This window comes from Calothrix sp. CCY 0018 (assembly GCF_963920925.1).
Lineage (GTDB): Bacteria > Cyanobacteriota > Cyanobacteriia > Cyanobacteriales > Nostocaceae > Rivularia.
The window spans coordinates 86,479-106,084 of record NZ_CAWUDI010000019.1; the positions used below are offsets into that span (position 1 = coordinate 86,479).

General features: G+C 36.8%; 18 protein-coding genes and 1 pseudogene. 10 read left to right on the plus strand and 9 right to left on the minus strand.

Translation table 11 applies throughout. The features are described 5' to 3' along the window. Positions 1-63: 63 nt before the first annotated feature. The 5 genes from ACM03V_RS15490 to ACM03V_RS15510 all read left to right on the plus strand — a co-directional run bounded on the left by ACM03V_RS15490 (position 64) and on the right by ACM03V_RS15510 (position 5,687). Complete coding sequence (locus tag ACM03V_RS15490; RefSeq protein WP_414621685.1) at positions 64-573, plus strand: N-acetyltransferase family protein; 510 nt, start codon at positions 64-66, stop codon at positions 571-573. Positions 574-662: 89 nt separating this feature from the next. Beyond that, positions 663-1,526, plus strand: coding sequence for an SMP-30/gluconolactonase/LRE family protein (locus tag ACM03V_RS15495; protein ID WP_414621686.1), 864 nt, complete (start codon positions 663-665; stop codon positions 1,524-1,526). A gap of 207 nt (positions 1,527-1,733) precedes the next feature. Beyond that, the gene (locus tag ACM03V_RS15500) at positions 1,734-2,738 is read left to right on the plus strand and encodes an alpha/beta hydrolase family protein (protein WP_414621687.1); all 1,005 of its coding nucleotides are present in this window, start codon (positions 1,734-1,736) and stop codon (positions 2,736-2,738) included. A gap of 409 nt (positions 2,739-3,147) precedes the next feature. Then, positions 3,148-4,869 carry a cation:proton antiporter gene (locus tag ACM03V_RS15505; RefSeq protein WP_414621688.1) on the plus strand — a complete coding sequence of 574 codons (1,722 nt, stop codon included), beginning with the start codon at positions 3,148-3,150 and terminating at the stop codon, positions 4,867-4,869. A 62-nt stretch (positions 4,870-4,931) separates the two neighbouring features. Next, complete coding sequence (locus tag ACM03V_RS15510; protein ID WP_414621689.1) at positions 4,932-5,687, plus strand: Uma2 family endonuclease; 756 nt, start codon at positions 4,932-4,934, stop codon at positions 5,685-5,687. Positions 5,688-5,867: 180 nt separating this feature from the next. Here ACM03V_RS15510 and ACM03V_RS15515 read toward each other — a convergent pair whose 3' ends face one another. Together ACM03V_RS15515 and ACM03V_RS15520 are read right to left on the minus strand one after the other, a co-directional pair. Further along, a complete protein-coding gene (locus ACM03V_RS15515; protein WP_414621690.1) occupies positions 5,868-6,845 on the minus strand; it encodes a sucrase ferredoxin in 978 nt (325 codons plus the stop codon). Positions 6,846-8,103: 1,258 nt separating this feature from the next. Beyond that, positions 8,104-8,823: pseudogene (locus ACM03V_RS15520) on the minus strand (HAD family hydrolase). Positions 8,824-9,043: 220 nt separating this feature from the next. Between ACM03V_RS15520 and ACM03V_RS15525 the strand changes: the two are divergent. Continuing rightward, a complete protein-coding gene (locus ACM03V_RS15525; protein ID WP_414621691.1) occupies positions 9,044-9,550 on the plus strand; it encodes a GNAT family N-acetyltransferase in 507 nt (168 codons plus the stop codon). 273 nt (positions 9,551-9,823) lie between these two features. Continuing rightward, positions 9,824-10,240: a YbjN domain-containing protein gene (locus ACM03V_RS15530; RefSeq protein ID WP_414621733.1), complete on the plus strand. Its 417-nt coding sequence runs from the start codon at positions 9,824-9,826 to the stop codon at positions 10,238-10,240. Between the two features lie 244 nt (positions 10,241-10,484). Here ACM03V_RS15530 and ACM03V_RS15535 read toward each other — a convergent pair whose 3' ends face one another. From ACM03V_RS15535 to ACM03V_RS15555, 5 genes are all read right to left on the minus strand, one after another. Then, entirely contained in the window at positions 10,485-10,871 is a 387-nt protein-coding gene (locus ACM03V_RS15535; protein WP_414621692.1) for a hypothetical protein, read from the minus strand. 2 nt (positions 10,872-10,873) lie between these two features. Then, entirely contained in the window at positions 10,874-11,098 is a 225-nt protein-coding gene (locus ACM03V_RS15540) for a hypothetical protein (RefSeq protein ID WP_414621693.1), read from the minus strand. Between the two features lie 6 nt (positions 11,099-11,104). Further along, positions 11,105-11,773, minus strand: a complete 669-nt coding sequence (locus ACM03V_RS15545; RefSeq protein WP_414621694.1) for a hypothetical protein — start codon at positions 11,771-11,773, stop codon at positions 11,105-11,107. A gap of 179 nt (positions 11,774-11,952) precedes the next feature. Next, positions 11,953-13,350 carry an AtzE family amidohydrolase gene (locus tag ACM03V_RS15550; protein WP_414621695.1) on the minus strand — a complete coding sequence of 466 codons (1,398 nt, stop codon included), beginning with the start codon at positions 13,348-13,350 and terminating at the stop codon, positions 11,953-11,955. Between the two features lie 14 nt (positions 13,351-13,364). Next, positions 13,365-13,553, minus strand: coding sequence for a DUF4089 domain-containing protein (locus ACM03V_RS15555; protein WP_414621696.1), 189 nt, complete (start codon positions 13,551-13,553; stop codon positions 13,365-13,367). A gap of 106 nt (positions 13,554-13,659) precedes the next feature. On the opposite strand from ACM03V_RS15555, the gene ACM03V_RS15560 reads away from it, so the two are divergent. The 3 genes from ACM03V_RS15560 (at position 13,660) to ACM03V_RS15570 (ending at position 17,112) form a co-directional block, all read left to right on the plus strand. Further along, positions 13,660-15,867 (plus strand): HEAT repeat domain-containing protein, encoded by a 2,208-nt coding sequence (locus tag ACM03V_RS15560; protein ID WP_414621697.1) that lies wholly within the window; start codon positions 13,660-13,662, stop codon positions 15,865-15,867. Between the two features lie 46 nt (positions 15,868-15,913). Beyond that, the gene (locus ACM03V_RS15565; protein WP_414621698.1) at positions 15,914-16,342 is read left to right on the plus strand and encodes a hypothetical protein; all 429 of its coding nucleotides are present in this window, start codon (positions 15,914-15,916) and stop codon (positions 16,340-16,342) included. A 122-nt stretch (positions 16,343-16,464) separates the two neighbouring features. Then, on the plus strand, positions 16,465-17,112 hold the full coding sequence (locus tag ACM03V_RS15570; protein ID WP_414621699.1) for a hypothetical protein: 648 nt from the start codon (positions 16,465-16,467) through the stop codon (positions 17,110-17,112). A gap of 119 nt (positions 17,113-17,231) precedes the next feature. Here the strand turns inward: ACM03V_RS15570 and ACM03V_RS15575 are convergent, their stop codons facing one another. Both ACM03V_RS15575 and ACM03V_RS15580 read right to left on the minus strand, forming a co-directional pair. Beyond that, the gene (locus tag ACM03V_RS15575; RefSeq protein ID WP_414621700.1) at positions 17,232-18,761 is read right to left on the minus strand and encodes an AbgT family transporter; all 1,530 of its coding nucleotides are present in this window, start codon (positions 18,759-18,761) and stop codon (positions 17,232-17,234) included. Between the two features lie 121 nt (positions 18,762-18,882). Then, positions 18,883-19,506: a hypothetical protein gene (locus tag ACM03V_RS15580; RefSeq protein ID WP_414621701.1), complete on the minus strand. Its 624-nt coding sequence runs from the start codon at positions 19,504-19,506 to the stop codon at positions 18,883-18,885. Positions 19,507-19,606 lie beyond the last annotated feature (100 nt).

Below are 19,606 nucleotides of genomic sequence, written 5' to 3' on the forward strand. Positions count from 1 at the left end.
AAACAGTAAAGCCCAGCTTTCTTAAACTGGGTACTAAAACTATTTTCTATTTATCTTCTATTGATGAGTATTAGAACCGCTACCCTTGAAGATGTTAAAGATATTGCCAGAATTCATGTCACAGCTTGGCAAGTAGCTTACAAAGGTTTAATTCCCCAAAGCTATTTAGATAAGTTATCAATTGCAAAACGCGAACAAAGTTGGAGCAATATTTTAACTGATTCTAAAACTCATACGGTAGTACAAGAAATCAACGGCGCGGTAGTCGGTTTTGCTAATTTTGGACATAGCCGCGATCAAGATCGGGATTCTAGCGTAACGGGGGAAATAACATCTATATATATCAACCCCGAATATTGGAGAAAAGGTTTAGGAACAGCACTTTTTGAATTTATTTTCAAAGAAATCAAGAATAGAGAATTCACAGAAGTTACACTTTGGGTTATTGATACTAATCAAACAGCTTGTAGCTTCTACAAAAAAATGGGACTTAAACCAGATGGAACAACTAAAATTGATATTCGAGAAGACTTTGAACTTAAAGAAATTCGCTATTTAATAACGATTATATAAATATTCTTTTCCTCCGCGTACCTTTGCGCTAACCTCGGCGCACCTTTGCGTTTCAATAAAAGGGATAATTAAAATGCCTTTCTCAACCCATGATAGAACCCAAAATTATCGTCGATTCCCAACACCACAACGCTGAATGTCCCCTTTGGCATCCCCAGCAACAGTGTCTTTACTGGACGGATATTCCTAGAGGAAAGCTATTTCGCTACAATCCGCAAACAAATAGCCACTCCGAAGTTTACTCTGGGGAATCCGTCGGTGGTTTAACTTTACAAGCTGATGGCTCTTTATTACTATTCAAAACCAAAGGAACCGTCGAACGCTGGGACGATGGTAAAATCACTATACTAATAAACGAAATTCCCGCAGAAAGACACACTCGTTTTAATGATGCCATAGCAGATCCGATGGGAAGAGTTTTTTCCGGTACTATGGCAACTCCAGATGATAAAGGCAGACTCTACCGCATAGATACCGATGGTTCAATTCATGTAATTTTAGAAAACCTTTTAGTTCCCAACGGTATGGGTTTTTCTCCAGATTTAAAGTATTTTTATTTTACCGACTCGGACGCTCGTACTATCTACCGTTTCAATTACGACCAAGAAACCGGCAATATTACCAATGGAAAAAGTCATATTATTACCCTCCCAGGTGGAGGTGTTCCCGATGGAATGACTGTTGACGCGAATGGTTACATTTGGTCGGCTCGTTGGGATGGAAAACATCTGTATCGTTATACACCCGACGGTGATGAGGCTCTTAGTATTTCTTTTCCAGCTTTAAAAATAACCTGCATGACTTTCGGTGGTTCTGACTATAGCGAACTTTACGTTACCACCGCAGGAGGAAACGAACGTTCTAGAGAAGGTGATGGAGCCGGAGCAATTTTTCATCTTCAACCCGGCGTTAAAGGCGTGCCAGAATTTACATCTCGAATTCTTATTTCCTAGTAATAAACCAAACTTAACATGACGTAAAAATCCTCAGTTGCATTACGGGAGTTGCTTCCGGTGTTATCTGGACTAAAATTCTATTCCGCTAATTAAGCTGTATCAAACGCAATACGGTTACTTAGAGAGTGACATCAGTAAACTGGAATGATATGCTCTGTTATAGTTTAAATTTTCCGCTGCCTCCATAACAAAGAAGCATATATAATGAAGCGTCGCAAATTCGTTAAGCATGCGCTGTCTACCGTTGCAATTATCGCAAGTAGTAGCGTAGTTGCACAATCCATATCGGCATCAGCAAAAGATAGCCCAGGTATAAAAAGGGAAAAACCCAACGACAAACCACCCGACATCTTGACGCTGGAGGAAATCTTAACCTTCCCTGATGTACCAGGCGATCGCCGTATCCCCTATGGCTCAGATCCTTCTCAATTTGGCGAACTCTATCTCCCGAAAAAGCCTGGTCCGCATCCTGTGGTAGTTCTTATCCACGGGGGCTGTTGGCTGGCAGAATACGGACTGAATCTTATGGGACAAATGGCGGCGGAGTTGAGAGATAAAGGTCTGGCTGTATGGAATTTGGAATACCGTCGGCTGGGTAATGGGGGTGGTTGGACTGGGACGTTTGAGGATGTTGCCCTGGGGACAGATTTTCTCCGAACAATCGCACCCGAATTCGGGCTGGATCTCTCCCGCCTGATTACTGTGGGACATTCAGCAGGGGGACATTTAGCGCTGTGGCTGGCGGCAAGGCGTAACCTCCCGGATACCAGCCCGCTGTATGTAAAAGACAGCTTGCCCGTCAACGGTGTTGTATCCTTGGCTGGTATTCCCGACCTGATTACCGGGGTGGAGCAGAACATTTGTTTTGGGGCGTGTGAGGAGCTTGTTGGTGGTTCCCCAGAAGAAGTACCGGATCGATACGAACAAGCTTCACCCTTAGAGTTGCTACCCTTGGGGGTTCCGCAATGGCATCTATCCGGCATAGAGGATGAAATTGTGCCTACCGCATATCTTAAAGAATATGTAGAAGTTGCCACCCAATATAACGAGGTGAAACTGGAGGTACTTCCCAATGCCGGACATTTCGAGCTAATCTATCCCACCACCAGAACCTGGCCAGCAGTGCGGCACGCTATCAAGACTCTTGTAGAGCGGGATGCGAAGTATAAGTATCATTGGAACCATAATCGGAACCGTAAAATGCGTTAAGGAAGCGCGTTCAATTTTGCTCCGGCTCTTCTGCCGAGACACGATACGCCGAGCGCGAGCAAAACGGTATATCGCCATCTCGGTGGGGCTGCACCTATAGGTTTTTACGCAACCACGAAATAATAGACATCTCCGGAAAACATTTCTATGGTTTTAAATTACACACAAACCGCGAGCCCCCCTACCCCCCTTCCCTATGAGGGAATGGGGGTTTTAAGCCTCTCCCCCAGTGGGGGAGAGGTTTGGATGCAGTTCTTTTTCTTTTCCGGAGATGTCTAATGTTTAAAAAAGTTAAATTTTTTTTCTCTGTTCCCTGTTCCCTGTTCCCTTTTTAAACTAACTTACTTTCTCTATCATGATTATCGCGCTAGCCTGAAAGTGAAAACACAGCTTAGCGAATGAGGGAAACATGGCAGCAGGACATAGTTTAATATTAGATTTTACCAAAGTTTTGGGGGCTTCGGCGCTGGGTGGGTATATCGCTAACAAGTTCAAACAACCCGTTTTACTCGGATATCTTGCTAGCGGCTTTATTGTCGGTCCTTTTGGCTTAAAGTTATTAAACGATGGCGATTTAATTAAATCTTTAGCTGAATTTGGGGTTGCTTTTCTGCTGTTCGCTTTGGGTGTGGAATTCTCTTTAACCGAACTCAAACGAGTCAAAGATATTGCTATTAGCGGTAGTTTACTCGAAATCGGATTAACTACGACTTTAGTAACTTTAATTACCGTTGTATTCGGTTGGGCTTCGGGATTTCCGCAAGGGATATTTTTAGGTGCTGTATTTTGCCTTTCTTCTACGGCAGTAGTATTAAAAACACTTACGGAAAAAGGAGAAACTTATACACTCCACGGTCAAATTATGTTGGCGATTTTAATCGTTCAAGATTTGGCTTTAGGGGTAATGTTGGCTATCTTACCAGCATTAAAGCAACCCGAAAACCTTCTTCCGGCTTTATCTTTGGCTTTCGCAAAAGTTATCGGATTTGCCGCGATCGCGTTTATTTTAAGTCGTTGGGTTGTACCGCGTTTAATTCGCAATATTGCGGCAACTGAAAGTGATGAATTATTCTTATTAACGATAATAGCTTTATGTTTGGGAGTGGCTTTAGTTACAGCGGCTCTCGGTCTTTCTATTGAAATGGGTGCCTTTGTTGCCGGGTTAATGATTTCGGAAATTGATTATGCCGATCATGCTTTAGCTAAAATTTTACCGTTACGAGATACTTTTGCCAGTCTATTTTTCGCTTCTATCGGAATGCTGATCGATCCGAATATTTTAATTAATAATTTTGCGTTAATTTTAGGATTAGTAACTTTAGTAATGATAGGAAAAGCGGCAATCGTATTTTTGATCGTGCTAAAATTTGGTTACTCTGCAAAAACAGCAGTAATTGTCGCTCTTGGCATCAATCAAATTGGTGAATTTTCGTTTGTATTGGCATTAACTGGTTTAGATTTAGAGTTAATTTCTCAAGATACTTATTTGTTACTTTTGGGCACTACTGCAATCACTTTAATTATTACTCCTATTCTCTTAGAAAAAGCCCCCAAGTTAGCCAATGAATTGACAAAAACGGCATTTTTTAGAAAATATTTACAGCGTTTTGAAGCACCTAAAAGCCTATCAATCCCAGAAACCATTAATTCTCATGTAGTTGTAGCAGGTTACGGTAGAGTAGGACAAGTAATAGTTAAAATTTTGCAAAGCCAAGGTTATCCGGTTATCGTCATAGATAACAGCGAACCAGCAATCCAAAGACTCAGACACAATAAAATACCTTATTTATTTGGCGATGCAGATTCCGAATTAGTATTAGAAAAAGCCCATTTAGAAAAAGCCAAAGCCCTAGCAATAGCCTTACCCGATCCAGCAAGCACAAGATTATTACTCGAACGCGCTTTGTCAATCGTTCCCAAGTTGGATATTATAGTGCGATCGCACTCCGATAAAGAAATAGATATCCTCAGTCAAATGGGTGCAAAGGAAGTAGTACAGCCAGAATTTGAAGCAGCATTGGAATTAGGAACTCACTTACTCAAAACTTTAGGTGAGGAGGAAAATCAAATTCGCACCGTTATTAGCGATATTCGTATTGATAAGTATATTAGTATTAGACCGGATAAATAACAATTATCAATGCCCTAAAACACGATAAAATAACAATCAAGTCTTAAAAATAAGCGGTTTTTATGGCAACCCAAATTGATAAACCCAAATCTTCAACCGAACTGGTGATATCCTGGGAAGCTTTACCCGAAGATTTTCAGCTTGAGGATGAACCAGTCGAAGATACTGGACAACCGCTTTTAGCAGGTGCATTACGGGAAAGTTTAGAAGTATCTGGGTTTATTCAACCCCAAATGCTGATTGCTTCAAATTTTGGAATTTGTGCCACAATCAACGGGCAATTTATCGCGAAAGCTCCAGATTGGGTTTACATTCCATCTGTAAATTCTATTCAAGAGGATCGTAGAAGCTATACACCTTTATTAAATGGTGATATTCCTACGGTGGTGATGGAATTTTTGTCAGAAACTCAAGGTGAAGAATATTGCGTTAAACGAACTTATCCACCGGGAAAATGGTTATTTTTCGAACAAATTTTAAAAGTACCAGTTTATATTATTTTTGATCAAAATGGGGGTTTACTGGAATTTTATCAACTGGAAAACGGACGATATGAATTACAACAGCCTAACCCCGATGCCCGTCATTTTATCGCTTCGATGAATCTATTTTTGGGAACTTGGCAAGGTACAAAAGAAGCTCGAACCGGATATTGGTTGCGCTGGTGGGATGAAGCAGATAAAATGCTACCTTGGGCAGTAGAACTAATACAAGAAGAACGTCAACGTGCCGAACAAGAACGTCAACAAAAAGAAAAGTTAATTGCTTATTTATTATCTCAAGGTATTGACTCAGATAATTTACCGCCATTGAGTTAAATATATTTTTGTAGATGGTTTGAAGTCCATCATTTTATTATTCTACTCAATCGAGAACTGCTATACAAAATTAAAGAAAACACAGTATTTGATAGAAACACCTGGTAACTCAAATTGCTTTGTTTGGAATTAAGCGAAGAGAATTAATATCCATCAAAAGCACTACGAACGCTAGATAAATTAACTCGCTACTTTCACCAACTGTCGAGAAGCAAGCCACATATTAGTAACATCATACTTTAACAAGAGAGTTTCATGGTTGGCATTGCAAGAAGCTTTGAGTGTTAATGTCTTGCTATTGTTTTTCACAAGTTTAGCTTGGTAACTATAAACCGAGCCGTCGGGCTTCTCAAAAGTTAACTCTGCTAATACATTGGTTTTATCCGGAGTTTGCTCGACAATTCTACCTGCGGCTTTAAAATTAAACCAATCCCATCCGTAACGCAGTATTAATTCTCTTTCAACAATTTGAATCGATCTGGGTAAAATTCCCCAACCTCGATAAATATCCTTGAAACGCTTAATATCGCCAGTATGAGTCAATATTGACTTAAATGATTCTTGGTCAAGATTGCCGTAATACCTTCCTTGAGGCAAGTCTATCATTGTTGGTGCAAATCGATGTCCGCCAAAGTGGCTGGATCTCCATATTCTCACGTTATCTAAACTCAAACCGGAAATTATATTTTTCGCGTTAAAATAAAACGGATTTCCGTATCTAGCACAGCAATTATCGTGACTACCATGAGTACAAACTAATATATCTCTTTTGGTAGTTGCATCTATTTCATACTTGAGATTTTTTGCCCATAACCATTTCTTAATAGTCGGTGCTGCTTGTTCGATATTTTCTAACTTAAATTCTCTCTTGGAATATCCTTTACCTCCTCCTTCTTCTTGGTGATAAATCAAAAGAGTTGTGGAGTCTACTTTATGCGATAAATCATTAGCAATTAACTGAAATTTAATCGGTAATTTCGCAAGCTTGGCTTCTTTCACTAACAATCGCAAATTGTCCGGAACCCATCTGGAACTGAAAGCATCCGCATGCCAAGGAGGAGGACATTCTATCAAAACATAAGTTTGATTGTTAGTAGCAGTACCAATGATATCTTCTGCTGCTTCTCGTGAATTATCGGAACAAAATTTTTTTTTCATCTAACTTACATGGGTAGTGTCTTCTTGCAAAAAGAATATTACGCATACAGATAGTTAAATCTACTATCAATTTCCCTTAGAATCCTGATTACTACAAACATTTCTCAATCATAATTACATTGCAATACTTCTGATTCAAAACAGGAAACACTTATTTAACAACAAAATTTATTCAGTTTTCAAAACCTATAGACTTTTTATAACACTTTCCTTATTAAAAGTCTCTGATGCTAGAAAAAATGTTACTAATGGCTTAATTGACTACACAAAATTAAACTTTTACCTCTATGGATAGTTATTAGTTCGGTACTTTTATGTATGTTTTGGGCGCTTATCGCTTGAGATTTAGGGTTTTTACTTATAAATATGCCAATTATTTCGGGGTTATACATATCAATTTTTATGCTATTTATACATATCCTTATATCTAAATAGAACTTATATATACGCTTGATACTTAGGTATGCAAGTAAATTTTGAGCGATATTGAAATTGAAATTGAAAGCATATGCAAGTTGTCGATTAAAGCAGTAGTTAAAAAAGCTACTTAAGCATTTACACAGTTTCCACATTTTTCATAATCCAGATAATTTTAAACGGTTTTACGAGCCATAGCCTTACTATATCTAATTTTTCGATAATCTTGCAAAATATTCTCAATAAAAATATAAAAAAGATCGGGTCAATAATTCTCTCAGAAAATAGAATTGAGATGATGATACGGTACCTTTTAGGAATTAGTCTCAATTAAATGGCTTTACACAAAATCCTTAGTGGAATAAACGTGAAAAGTTTCATCTGAATACTTTCCGATTCTCACTTAAGCTCTGGAGTTGCCAACTTTTCTCAAGAGGGGAGATGAACTTTACATCCGAATCTAACCGATGCCTGTATAAAGCGCAACTATTTAATGCTTTTTATAGCTTTGATTTAAAGACAGTGTAATTTAAGTTTTGTCTGAATACAAGCATAGTTCAGAAAATACACTTGTAGTTAATTACTTTAGTCTAAACTCTTAAATAATTTTAAACGCTTATTCAATTGGGGTATTACCATCTGTTTAAATTTTATGAAATAGATATTAAACTTAAAGTATATTATACCAAAACACCGCAATCCTTTATGGTACATAAATAGGGAATATCTATTTTATGCATAATTAACTCGATTGCTCGTTAAACATTTGGAAAGCAATTATAGAGTATATAATAAAGAGTTTTGCTGTAGAAATAAAGTTTTAGAGCTTATTTACATTTTGTTACATAGCTGTATTTATTTCAGCATCAAGAAACGTCCATAGCTGCAAATCTGTAAAATCGGAAATTGCCATAAAAGCACCAAATTGTTTTAAAGCTTTCGGGGTTTGAGTGGAAGCCATACCGAAAGTGCGGATACCTGCGGTAATAGCGGAACTAATTCCGGAAGCAGAATCTTCTATAGCTATAGCTTGTTGTGGATTTACTCCTAATTTTTCCAAAGCTACTTTATAAGGTGTGGGGTCTGGTTTGGCTGCTGCCCTCCGGGTTCGCAGTTGCTCATGGGGGAAACCCCCAAGACTGCACTGTCTCACTTCCTCTCCTGCTAAAATTATGATGTCGAAAGCTTCTTTTAAGTGCAAAGCTTCCAGCATAAAATATGCGTTAAGTCTCGGAGCATTGGTAACTAAAGCACGTTTGAAGTGATGCTTTTTGCTTTATGCTAATAATTGTGCAAATCCATTTATTGGTTCGATTAACGAGGCTTGAGTACGAAATATCGCTTCTTTTTCTTCTGCAAATTGTTCCGTTTCTTCTGCCGATAGATGCGGTAATAAGTCTTGAATAATATTTGGATTTAACCTACCACTAATATTAGATTTATATATTTCTTCGTTAATTTCTACGTTATATTCAAGTAAAATCTTTTGCCAAACTTGATAATGTATTGGATCGGTATTAACAATTGTTCCATCTAAATCGAATAGTATTGCAGCCAACATAGTTTGTTCTCGTTAAACGTAAATAAATATAAACTTTAATAAAATAGCTTACATTATTTTGTGCTTTTCCGTAACAATTGCGGCATAAAAGCTGAGAAAAAACTATAATCAAAACCTATAAAATCTGACAACATATGGTAACTAACGTGTGTACGGGTAAAGTAAAAAGTCTACTCTTACGCGTTTACTTAACGAAAAATTTAACTAACGATAATTAACGATGAATATTCGTCCTGAAACTCAAGCAGACTACGTAGCAATAGCGCAAATTCACAAATTAGCCTTTGGTAGACAAGAGGAAGCCGATTTAGTTGAAAATATTCGTAATTCTCAATACTATATTCCCCAACTGACATTAGTTGCACAAGTCAATAATTCTGTAGTAGCTCATTCAATGCTTAGCTACATTCATTTAGTAGGTGAAGAAACATTTCAAGTTATAGGTTTAGCTCCTATAGCAGTTCATCCAGATTTTCAAAACCAAGGAATCGGTAGTGCATTAATAAATGCTGGTTTAAATAAAGCAAATGTATTAGGAGAAACGTTGATTGTTGTATTAGGTAATTCTCAGTTTTATTCTCATTTTGGATTTCAACCTTCAGTTGATTTTGGTATCGAATCACCATTCCCCGTGCCTGAAGATGCGTTTATGGTCAAACCTTTAGCAAATTATAGCTCAAACTATTGTGGTAATATTGTTTATCCAGAAACTTTTAAATCAGTTTAAATTAAGAAAAGATTAGTTTAATCTATTTTTTTATTCCAACATAAGAGTTTTAAGTAATTCTAAATAAGTATTAATATTATTTTAGATATAGCAATTGTAGGTTTAAAATTTCAAAAGTGTTTATAAATACAATATTATTCTTCTTAACTAAGAAGTTAAGTGTATCCACGTATTTTATATACTTAATAATTTTTATGAAAACTCTATAATAAAGTAGAACCACAATTAACCAAATCTAATCTGGCTACAGTTAAAAACTTCGACCGTAGCGTAATAGAAACTTATTTAACTAACAGAGAATTGCGATTTACGAGAGACGATGACGATGATTTTGTGGTGCAGTTTCCCTACCAAGAAGAATTAGGATGTGAAGTCATTCTAGTCTTTTGTGCTGAGGGGCCTCAAGAAGATGTTTATTCCGTTAGACTAATTTCTAATACGCGTATTCCCAAGGATGAATGGGAACGCACAATGTCTTTATGTAACGACTGGAACAAAGAAAAGCGTTTTCCTAAAGCCTTTTTGGACATCAGAATTACCGCTGAAGAAACTCTCGCTATAGTAGTACTCGAACAACACTTACATCTAAAGCCTGGCGTGCATCAAGACTTATTCGATGACTGGACTGATATTATGGTTTCCGGTGGATTTCAATTCTGGATTTGGGTACATCAACAGCATGGTTTGTAACTAATCTTGTAGTTTTTTAAATAGTATTTATAGCTATTGACTGATGCAGTTAATGGCTTTTTTGTTTGTTGAAATACGAATCAAGTTATATCTTGCACATTAACAAAAAAGCCGGTTTATTGCAAATTGCTAACCTAAAAAGTAGTTTTCTGGAAGAAGAAAGTGGGTTGATTTTTGCTTGTTGAGAATGAATGCTGCAAAATGTCTGTAAATATCAATTCGATCGTAAAAGTTAATCTTAATATTAATCTCTTAGCTTATCAGCGGCTCCAACTCTAACAGAGTGATACCAAGTATCATCGGTTGTATGAACTAAAAATGTATCATATTTTCCACTTTTGAGATACTTAAACTCCATCCAGTGTTTATCATCTCTAGCACGTAACATTACTGCTTTTTTAGCAACAATAGAACCATTCTTAATTCCATCTTTAACTTGTTGTATTTTTTGCTCAGTATTATTTTCTAATTCTTCTAAGCGTTGTTTTGTATTTTTAAGTTCTGCCTTTAAACTGAAGTTTTCAGCTTGGATCTCTTTGATGATTTCTAATTCTTTCTGCAACTCTTCTTGAGTGCTTCTTAATTCTTCAATTGCTTTTTCGTAGTAGTCTAATGGTGTTTTATAATTCATAATCAATTACCTGTTAAAAGTTTATAAGGGGGCTGATTTTCTGTAACTTTAATTTCCGTATTATCGTAATTCCTCATAGTCTCGCGCCAGAATTTACAGAGTAAACCATATTTTATCCAGTCTTCAATAGCTCGTCTTCTTAACTCTGGAGATTTTTTTACTAAAGCAGCCATCATTGCTGAATTTTGTTGAAGTTGTCCGTAAGTCTTTAATACTTCATCAATCAAAGTATTTTAATTTAACTTACTTAGCTCATAGCATTCACTTAATTCATAAAGCTCAATATCAGAGAGCATTGCACCAGGTTTAAATCTTATATTTAATAACTGTCTGCATTTGTCCAGCGGGTTTGGTAGAGCGTGAGCTAAATGCTTTTTCAACTCGTTGCGAATTGCTTCTAATTTTCCATCTATCATTTCGTCTATCTTATCAACTATCTGATTAGCGTCTTGAAATAAATTTTCTTCTAAAAGCTTAAGTTCTGATAACGCATTTTGAGTAATATCTTGAGTTGAGTTTAAAGCCTCCATGACGACAAATGAAAGCTGATTAATCCGATTTTCTAAATAAAAATCAGTTTCAGCTATAGTTATTTTTATATCGTTTAGTGTTTCTTGGCGAATTACATTTATTTTACAAAGATTATTACTCACTTTTTCATCAGCAGCATTTAAAAGATAATCTATATCTGCTTTAATTTTAGATTCTAGCTTTTCCGTACTTTTTATTGATTGTTCTATACGTTTTTGAGCTATATAGTCTAGCTTGTCGGCTAATGGGTTTATTTGATCGTCAAATAATTTATTTATATTTTTGCTGCTATATTTAACAGCATCTTTTGAAATATGTTTAGCTGAACGCTCCATTTTTTTGACAAAACCCTTGAATGCCCATTCCACCATTTTTGTTTCCCTGTAAATTCTTTATTAGCAATAAATCTTTTCAAGGTTAACATTCTTAATTTGCAGTGTCGAGGCAGTGAATTTTGCATAAAAACTCTTATAAAGACACAAATTATTTCTCTTTCTCCGTACTATCAGTGTCTAATAAAGTTTTTATTCATATATAATTTAACTTAATCTCAAACAATTTCCGCCGATATAACTCCCATTTTCTCCAATACCGCAGCAACTCTTAAAATCGCCGTTTCGTTATAGGGAGCGGCGATTAATTGCACTCCTAAAGGTAAAGCATTCTTTTGTTGAATGGGAACTGATAAAACAGGTAAACCTATAAATGATAGCGGTTGAGTAAATAATCCTAAATGGGGACGAACTAATATTTCTTCGCCGTCTAAATTCATCGTTTCTTGTCCAATTTCCGGTGCCGAAATTGGTGTTGTCGGAGCAATAATTACATCGACATTTTGAAATATTTCCCGAACCTGTTGTTTATACCAATTTCTAAATCGTTGAGCTTGAATATACCAGCTACTAGGAATAAAAGCTCCTGCAATAAATCTATCTCTTGTAGCAACATCAAAATCTTGGGGACGGGATTTTAATTTATCCAAATGTAAATTCGCGCCTTCCGATGCCGTAATTATGTATGCAGCAGCACGAGCGCGATGAGCTTCTGGTATAGAAACGTATTCAGAAATATTTAAGGCATCAGCAATTTTTTGTACAGCTTCTAACGCTTCCGGTGCGGCTTTTTTGGTGAAATAATCAGTTGCAATCGCAATTTTTAAACCATCAATATTTTGAGACGTTACGTGAGACGTTATGTATAACGTCTCTACAACAGGACGTTTCGTACAAACATTATCTCTTGCATCTTCCCCTTGTAAAACATCGAAAGCTGTTGCAATATCTCTCACCGACCGTGCAAATAGCCCAACATGGTCAAAACTGCTGGAAAATAGCACCACACCAGCCCGCGACAATCTTCCATAAGTCGGTTTTAAACCAAAAACACCGCATAAAGCAGCAGGTACGCGAATCGAACCGTTAGTATCCGAACCCAAAGTTAAGGGAACCAAACCAGCAGCTACCGAAGCAGCAGAACCTCCAGATGAGCCACCAGCTACACGGTTTAAGTCGTGGGGATTATGAGTAGCACCGTAATGGGAATTCTCGGTAACAAAACCGTAAGCGTACTCATCCATATTCAACGCACCTACAAGAATTGCACCGGCATTTCTCAGCTTTGCTACAGCCGTTGCATCTTGAGTAGCTGGGGGATTTTCAGCATTGATTTTTGAACCAGCAAGAGTAGTTAAACCGGCGATATCGTAAAGATTTTTGACAGCGAAAGGTACCCCAGCCAACAAACCGGGATTGTTACCTTGGGCGATTTTTTGATCAATCAGCGCTGCATCTTTTAAAGCAGTTTCCGCAGTTACCGTTGTGAAACAGTTGAGTTGGCGATCGCGCTTGGCAATTCTATCTAAGGTTGCATTGACAACATCGACTGCTTTAACTTTTCCTAGTTGTACTGCGGCTGCAATTGATACCGCATCGGCTGAGTCTAAATTCATGGTTCAGTTCAATATTATGGTTCAAAAATTGGTGCTGCTTCAATATCTTCTGGTAAAGGAAACTCCGAAACAAGTTTCGCTATAACTTGAATTCTCTCAAAATTTGCGACAACTCCATCGCGGTATTCGTCAGGTAAATTAAAATTTAGTAATAAAGCTGTTTGTTCTACGTATTCGGTGGCGTTGAATTTCTGATTGTTCATTATGAATACCTATACTTTTTTACAAATTTACACCAATAGGAAACTTTATAAGTAATCATCGTCTACACTTGTATCTAACTTATACCGTTAAATATAATACCCGTGAATGACAACAGTTAACCATCCAAAGTTTCAAAGTTATCTGCAATCGATCGGCGACAAGTATAAATGCTGGGGGAATATTTACACGTTGACAGATGTGGAATATTTTGACTTTGGTTTGATGGTGCAAGAGATACAGCCGAAGCAAGAACGAAAAAAGCAAGAAGAAGAAAAAACACCACCTTTACCAGTGTTAGAAGGTATTCGTAAATATGCTGAGAAACACGTACTTTTAAGAGGTAAACCTGGTTCGGGAAAGTCAACTGCTTTACAACAATTGCTGTGGGAAGATGCACAAGCATTAATCCAGGGAAAACAGCGGAAGATTCCGGTTTTGGTGGAACTTCGTAACTGGGATACTTTTGTAGAAAAGTTAATTTACAAGTTTTTGCGAAAGAACAAACACCGCATTGATATTAGTGAAATTGAAGATTTGTTATTTGACGGGGAATTATTGCTGTTGATGGATGGTTTGAACGAATTAGCATCCGATGAAGCACGGGATAATGTTGCTCGATTTCGTCAAGATTACTCCGAAACACCGATGATTTTTACCACGCGGGATTTAGGTTTAGGGGGAAACTTAGGGATTGATAAGCAACTAGAAATGCAACCTCTCACAGAAAAGCAGATGCGGGAGTTTGTTATAGCGTATCTTCCTCAACAGGGTGAGCAAATGTTGCAGCAGTTAGACAACCGACTGCGGGAATTGGGGGAAACTCCTTTGATATTGAAGATGCTGTGCGATGTATTTAAATTAAGCGGAGAAATCCCAAAAAATAGGGGAGAATTATTTCGTAAATTTGACAGCAAAGTTAATCAGCTAAAAGAAGACAAAGAAACTGTTCCGATTCCGGAAGGGTTGCGACGTTGGAAACGGGAATTATTAGAATATCTCGCATTTGAGATGATGCAACCGAAAAATCCCCAAGAGAATCCTACAAATTTTCAACTGTCAATTTGTCGCAGTGACACAGAAGCAATTTTTGAGAATTTTCTTAAAGGTAGGGTAGAGTTTCATGGAAAAGCGAAAGATTGGTTAGACGGGTTGTTAAAGCACTGTTTATTAGAAAGTAAAGCATCAGAATCCGAGCGAGATACGATTGAATTTCACCATCAACTGTTTCAAGAATATTATGCTGCTGAATATTTACTGCGGTTGTTACCGAATTTAAGTGATGCGAAGTTAAAGCGCGATTATTTAAACTTGTTGAAATGGACTGAATCTATAGCGTTAATATTGTCATTAGTTGAACATGAAGCGCAAGCGTTGCGGGTGGTAAGGTTAGGGTTAGAAGTGGATTTGATGTTGGGTGCGCGGTTGGCGGGAGAGGTAAGAAAAGAGTTTCAGGAGAAGACAAAAAGTATTATTAATCAATTGGAAATTCCTCAAATAAATAAGAACCTTCTTTTGAATAAGCAATCAAAACATATATCACATGAAAGACGAAGGCATGAAGATAATATGATAGAATTGGGTGTATATGGTCAGCCAAATATTTATTTTAAAGATGGATATTTAGTACAAAAATATAATTCTTTTTATGAAAGAAAAAATAAAACAAATGTAAATAAAAAAGAATATTTTAGGAATATAGAGAAATTTAAAGATGATTTAAAAAGTCAGGATTTTATGACTCGATTTAATGCTGCTAAAATGTTAGGCGATATCGGTAGTGACTCAATGGTAGATGAATTATGTCAAGCATATGATGCAGAGTTTACACAACATCCGATGAATTTTGTAGTTCGTGCAGCTATCATAAACGCGTTAGAAGAAATCGGCAGCGATAAAGCAATACAAACATTTGATAAAGCTTTAAGCGATGAAAACTTTGGTGTTCGCAATGTAGCAGTAAATGGATTACTTAAAATTGGTAGTGAATCTGTAGTAAATACTTTAGTAAAAGCACTAAAAGATGAAGAATCCTATATTCGAGAGAGCGCAGTTGAAGCATTAGGGATGTTAGGATACGGAAAAGCTATTTCAGAATTACATAATATTTTATTAAACGAACATGAATATAGTGTGTTTTGGAGAGTTGCCGAAGCACTAAAACTCATCCAAGAACGCTACAAGTTTTATAATCATGAAATCTTCCACTCTTTACCAATAGAAGAACAGGAAAATAATCAAAATAGTAAATATAGTATAAATGCCGAGACAGTACAAATTATTGAAAAGAATGATGGTAATGTCTACGGTAAATAAATCTGAGAATAAATCTAAATTTTATACTTTTTAAAGAGGTAAAAATATGTCAGATAAACCACAACAATCTAAATACAACTTTGGAAACCCAGAAACGGTACAGATTATCGAACAAAATCAAGGTACTGTCATCGGTAAAAATGTTTCCGAACAAAAACAAACTCTCGCCGAATCAGCAAAGGAAATCCAAGATTTATTAAATAAACTTTCTCAAAGTTACCCAAATATAACCGAAGCCAAGCAGCAAGAATTTATCAACAACTGGACGCAAATTGCACAAACCTATCCGATTAAAACAGAAGCGGATAAACAAAATTTTGTTGTTAACTTTGATGATAAAGTTAGAAAAAACGCACGAATTAGGGAAATGCTGTTAGCTGGTGGAATTGAATTGATTAAAATACTTTGTCCTCCCTTGGGTATTCCCATTGAAATGGGAAAGCGATGGTTGGAAACAGCAAAACGCAATCAATAGCATTAGTTATGGGAAAAATTAGAGAAAGACATTTTACTTATGGTGAGTGAATCAGTCTTTTAACGGTTGCAAGAATAAAAAACTGGTGTGATAGCATTAATTGTTACTATCTAATTTTTATTATGTCAGAAACTCCTAAATTCGATTTCAGTCGCATAAGGCTTGGTAATGGGGCGGGTAGATTTAAAGCTTCGGAAATAGCCCTTCCAAAAAATAATGTCCCAGATACTGTTAAAGCCTCGGAAATAGATAAGCAAAAAACTGATGCCGCAGATGCAGTTAAAGCTTCGGAGGTAGAGACTCAGAAAACTAATGCCGCAGATACAGTTAAAGCCTCGGAAATAGAGACTCAGAAAACTGATGCCGCAGATGAAGTTAAAACCTCGGAAATAGAGACTCAGAAAACTGATGCCGCAGATACAGTTAAAGCCTCGGAGGTAAAGACTCAGAAAACTAATGCCGCAGATACGGTTAAAGCCTCGGAGGTAACTACTGAAAAAACCAACTCTGGAGAACAAAAAAATCTTACAGAAGCCGCCAAGGAAATCCAAGAATTACTAGCACCATTAAAAGCAACCTACCCAACTAATTCTGACTACGAAAAGCAAGTATTTGTAAATAAATTTAGGGAAGAAATCAGAACAAACTTCCGCGTTCAAAAATTACTTACCACCGGAGGAATGGACTTAATTAAAATTCTCTGCGAACCCTCAGATATTCCCATTGAAATGGGTAAAAAATGGCTAGAAACAGCAAAACTCTATCAATAAATCTTTAAAACCTATCTCATCGAAACCTCACCCCCTTCCCCTCTCCTTATTAAGGAGAGGGGTGCCTTTAGGCGAGGTAAGGTTTTAATTGATGAGCCACACCCTCCGGGTGATAACTGTTAACTGATAATTGAAACCGCTCCCGGCCCCAAAGGCAACTTCAACACAAACCAAATTACAAATAAAATCGACCATCCAATCACAAATGCCACTGAATAAGGCAACATCAAAGAAATTAAAGTTCCAATTTTCAAACTTTTATCGTACCTTTGACCAAATGCCACCACAACAGGAAAATAAGGCATCAACGGCGTAATTATATTAGTAGAAGAATCGCCAATTCTATATGCAGCTTGCGTTAATTCCGGCGAATATCCCACTAACATAAACATCGGAACAAATATTGGTGCCATTATCGCCCATTTTGCCGAAGCCGAACCGACAAATAAGTTAATTAACATACTCACAACGATAAACATTAGCATCAGCGGTACGCCAGTAAATCCCGTTGCTTGAAGAAAGTTGGCACCATTCACCGCCAAGATTAAACCTAAATTACTCCAGCTAAAATAAGCAATAAATTGTGCAGAAATAAACGCTAAGGCAATGTAATAACCCATCGATGCCATAGAATCGCCTAAAGCATTGGCAACATCTTTATCGCTGGCAATTCTTCCAGAAATTTTACCGTAAACAATTCCTGGAATTAGAAATGCTAAGGCAATAATGATAACTATACTGTCAATGAAAGGTGAAGGAATAATTGTAAACGTTTCTGGATTGCGTAGAATACCTTGTGGTGGTAAAACCAAAGCCGCGATAAATGCTGCAAATATTAATAAAGAAAAACCCGCCCAACGCAAACCTGTTCTTTCCGATGGTGTTAGTGTTTGCATTGGGATATCTTCATCTTGGTTATAAGTTCCCAAACGCGGTTCGATAATTTTTTCTGTGACAAACCAGGCAATTAAAGTAATAAAAAAAGTTGAAACTATCATAAAATAGTAATTTGCAGTGGCATTTACCTGATAGTTTGGTTTTATTACCTGTGCCGCTGTTTGAGATAATCCCGCAAGTAAAGGATCGAGAGGATTAATAATTAAATTAGCGCTATAGCCACCGGAAACCCCTGCAAAAGCCGCTGCAATACCTGCGAGGGGATGACGACGAAAAGCCAGAAAAATTACCGCACCCAACGGTACAAGTACTACATATCCAGCATCAGAAGCGATATTGCCCATCACACCCGCAAACACCACAACCGGACAGATAAACCTTCCCGGCGCAACTAATACTATTCGTCTTAATAATGCACTAAGCAACCCCGTTGATTCCGCGACACCGACACCTAACATCGCCACAAGTACGGTACCAAGCGGTTTAAATTCAGTAAAATTATTCACGGCCTCAGTAAACATCCTGCGTATATTCTCGGCAGTAAGTAGAGATACCGCAGCAATAGTCTTATCATCGCTAGGATTGACTACCGATACATTTAGCAAAGATGCGATCGCGCTAATCAAAACAACTACAACCGATAGTATAAAAAATAGCGTAATCGGATCTGGCAGCTGATTCCCTATTTTTTCAATGAAAGCTAGAGATTTATCTATTAGACTAGGTTTATTTCGCTGAGTGCGGTTTGTCATTAACAGTTATCAATTAACAATTATCAATTATCAACATTGTGTGATTTTGATAGTTGTAATTCGTATTAGACATTTTGTCAAATATATAATTATTTTTCCCTGTTCCCTATTCCCTATTTCCTCACGCGGAACTAATCCCCATTGCTAAAATACCTAATATTTTATCTACATCTCTTAAATAATATTCAGACAAATCAATATTAATAGTACTTCCTTCTAACTTTAAAAATCTCCAGTTAGTTCCGGTAGTTACAGTACCATAGATTGCCGGAATTTCATTTTTAGAGCGTTCATTAAAAATTCTTGCTGCGATCATTTCTGCTACACATTCTCCCAAACCAGCATTAATATTTTCTTTTTTTGCTTCGACAAGGGTAATAACTGGGGCACTGATAAATAATTGTTCTGGAGAATCGCTAATGATAAAATCGCAAACTCCAGTTAAACCCTGTTCTGATTCAACATTAAATTCAATCCCAGAAAAAATATTTATATTATCCTGTAATTGCTTTCTAAGCTCAATTAATATTGGAGAAATAATCATTTCCGAGCGGGCTTTTTCACTATTGCTAGCTAAAGCTAAAGGAAGATTGTAAGCAAGTGTTTCTTTTAAAACCTGGCTTGGTTCTAAGTTAGGTGTATCAATAAATAAATCAACTTTTTCGTTAGTCGTCAATTCAAACTTTTGTTTTACTTTTGCTAACGTAAATTTGCTGTAAGATGTAGGAAGATCGTTAGTAAACATAATCTTATCTAAATAACTATTATTTAATTTTCCAATTATACTTATGTTATTACTTTAAAGTTTACAACCGCTCTGAGACATAGAATCATCTAAAATAATA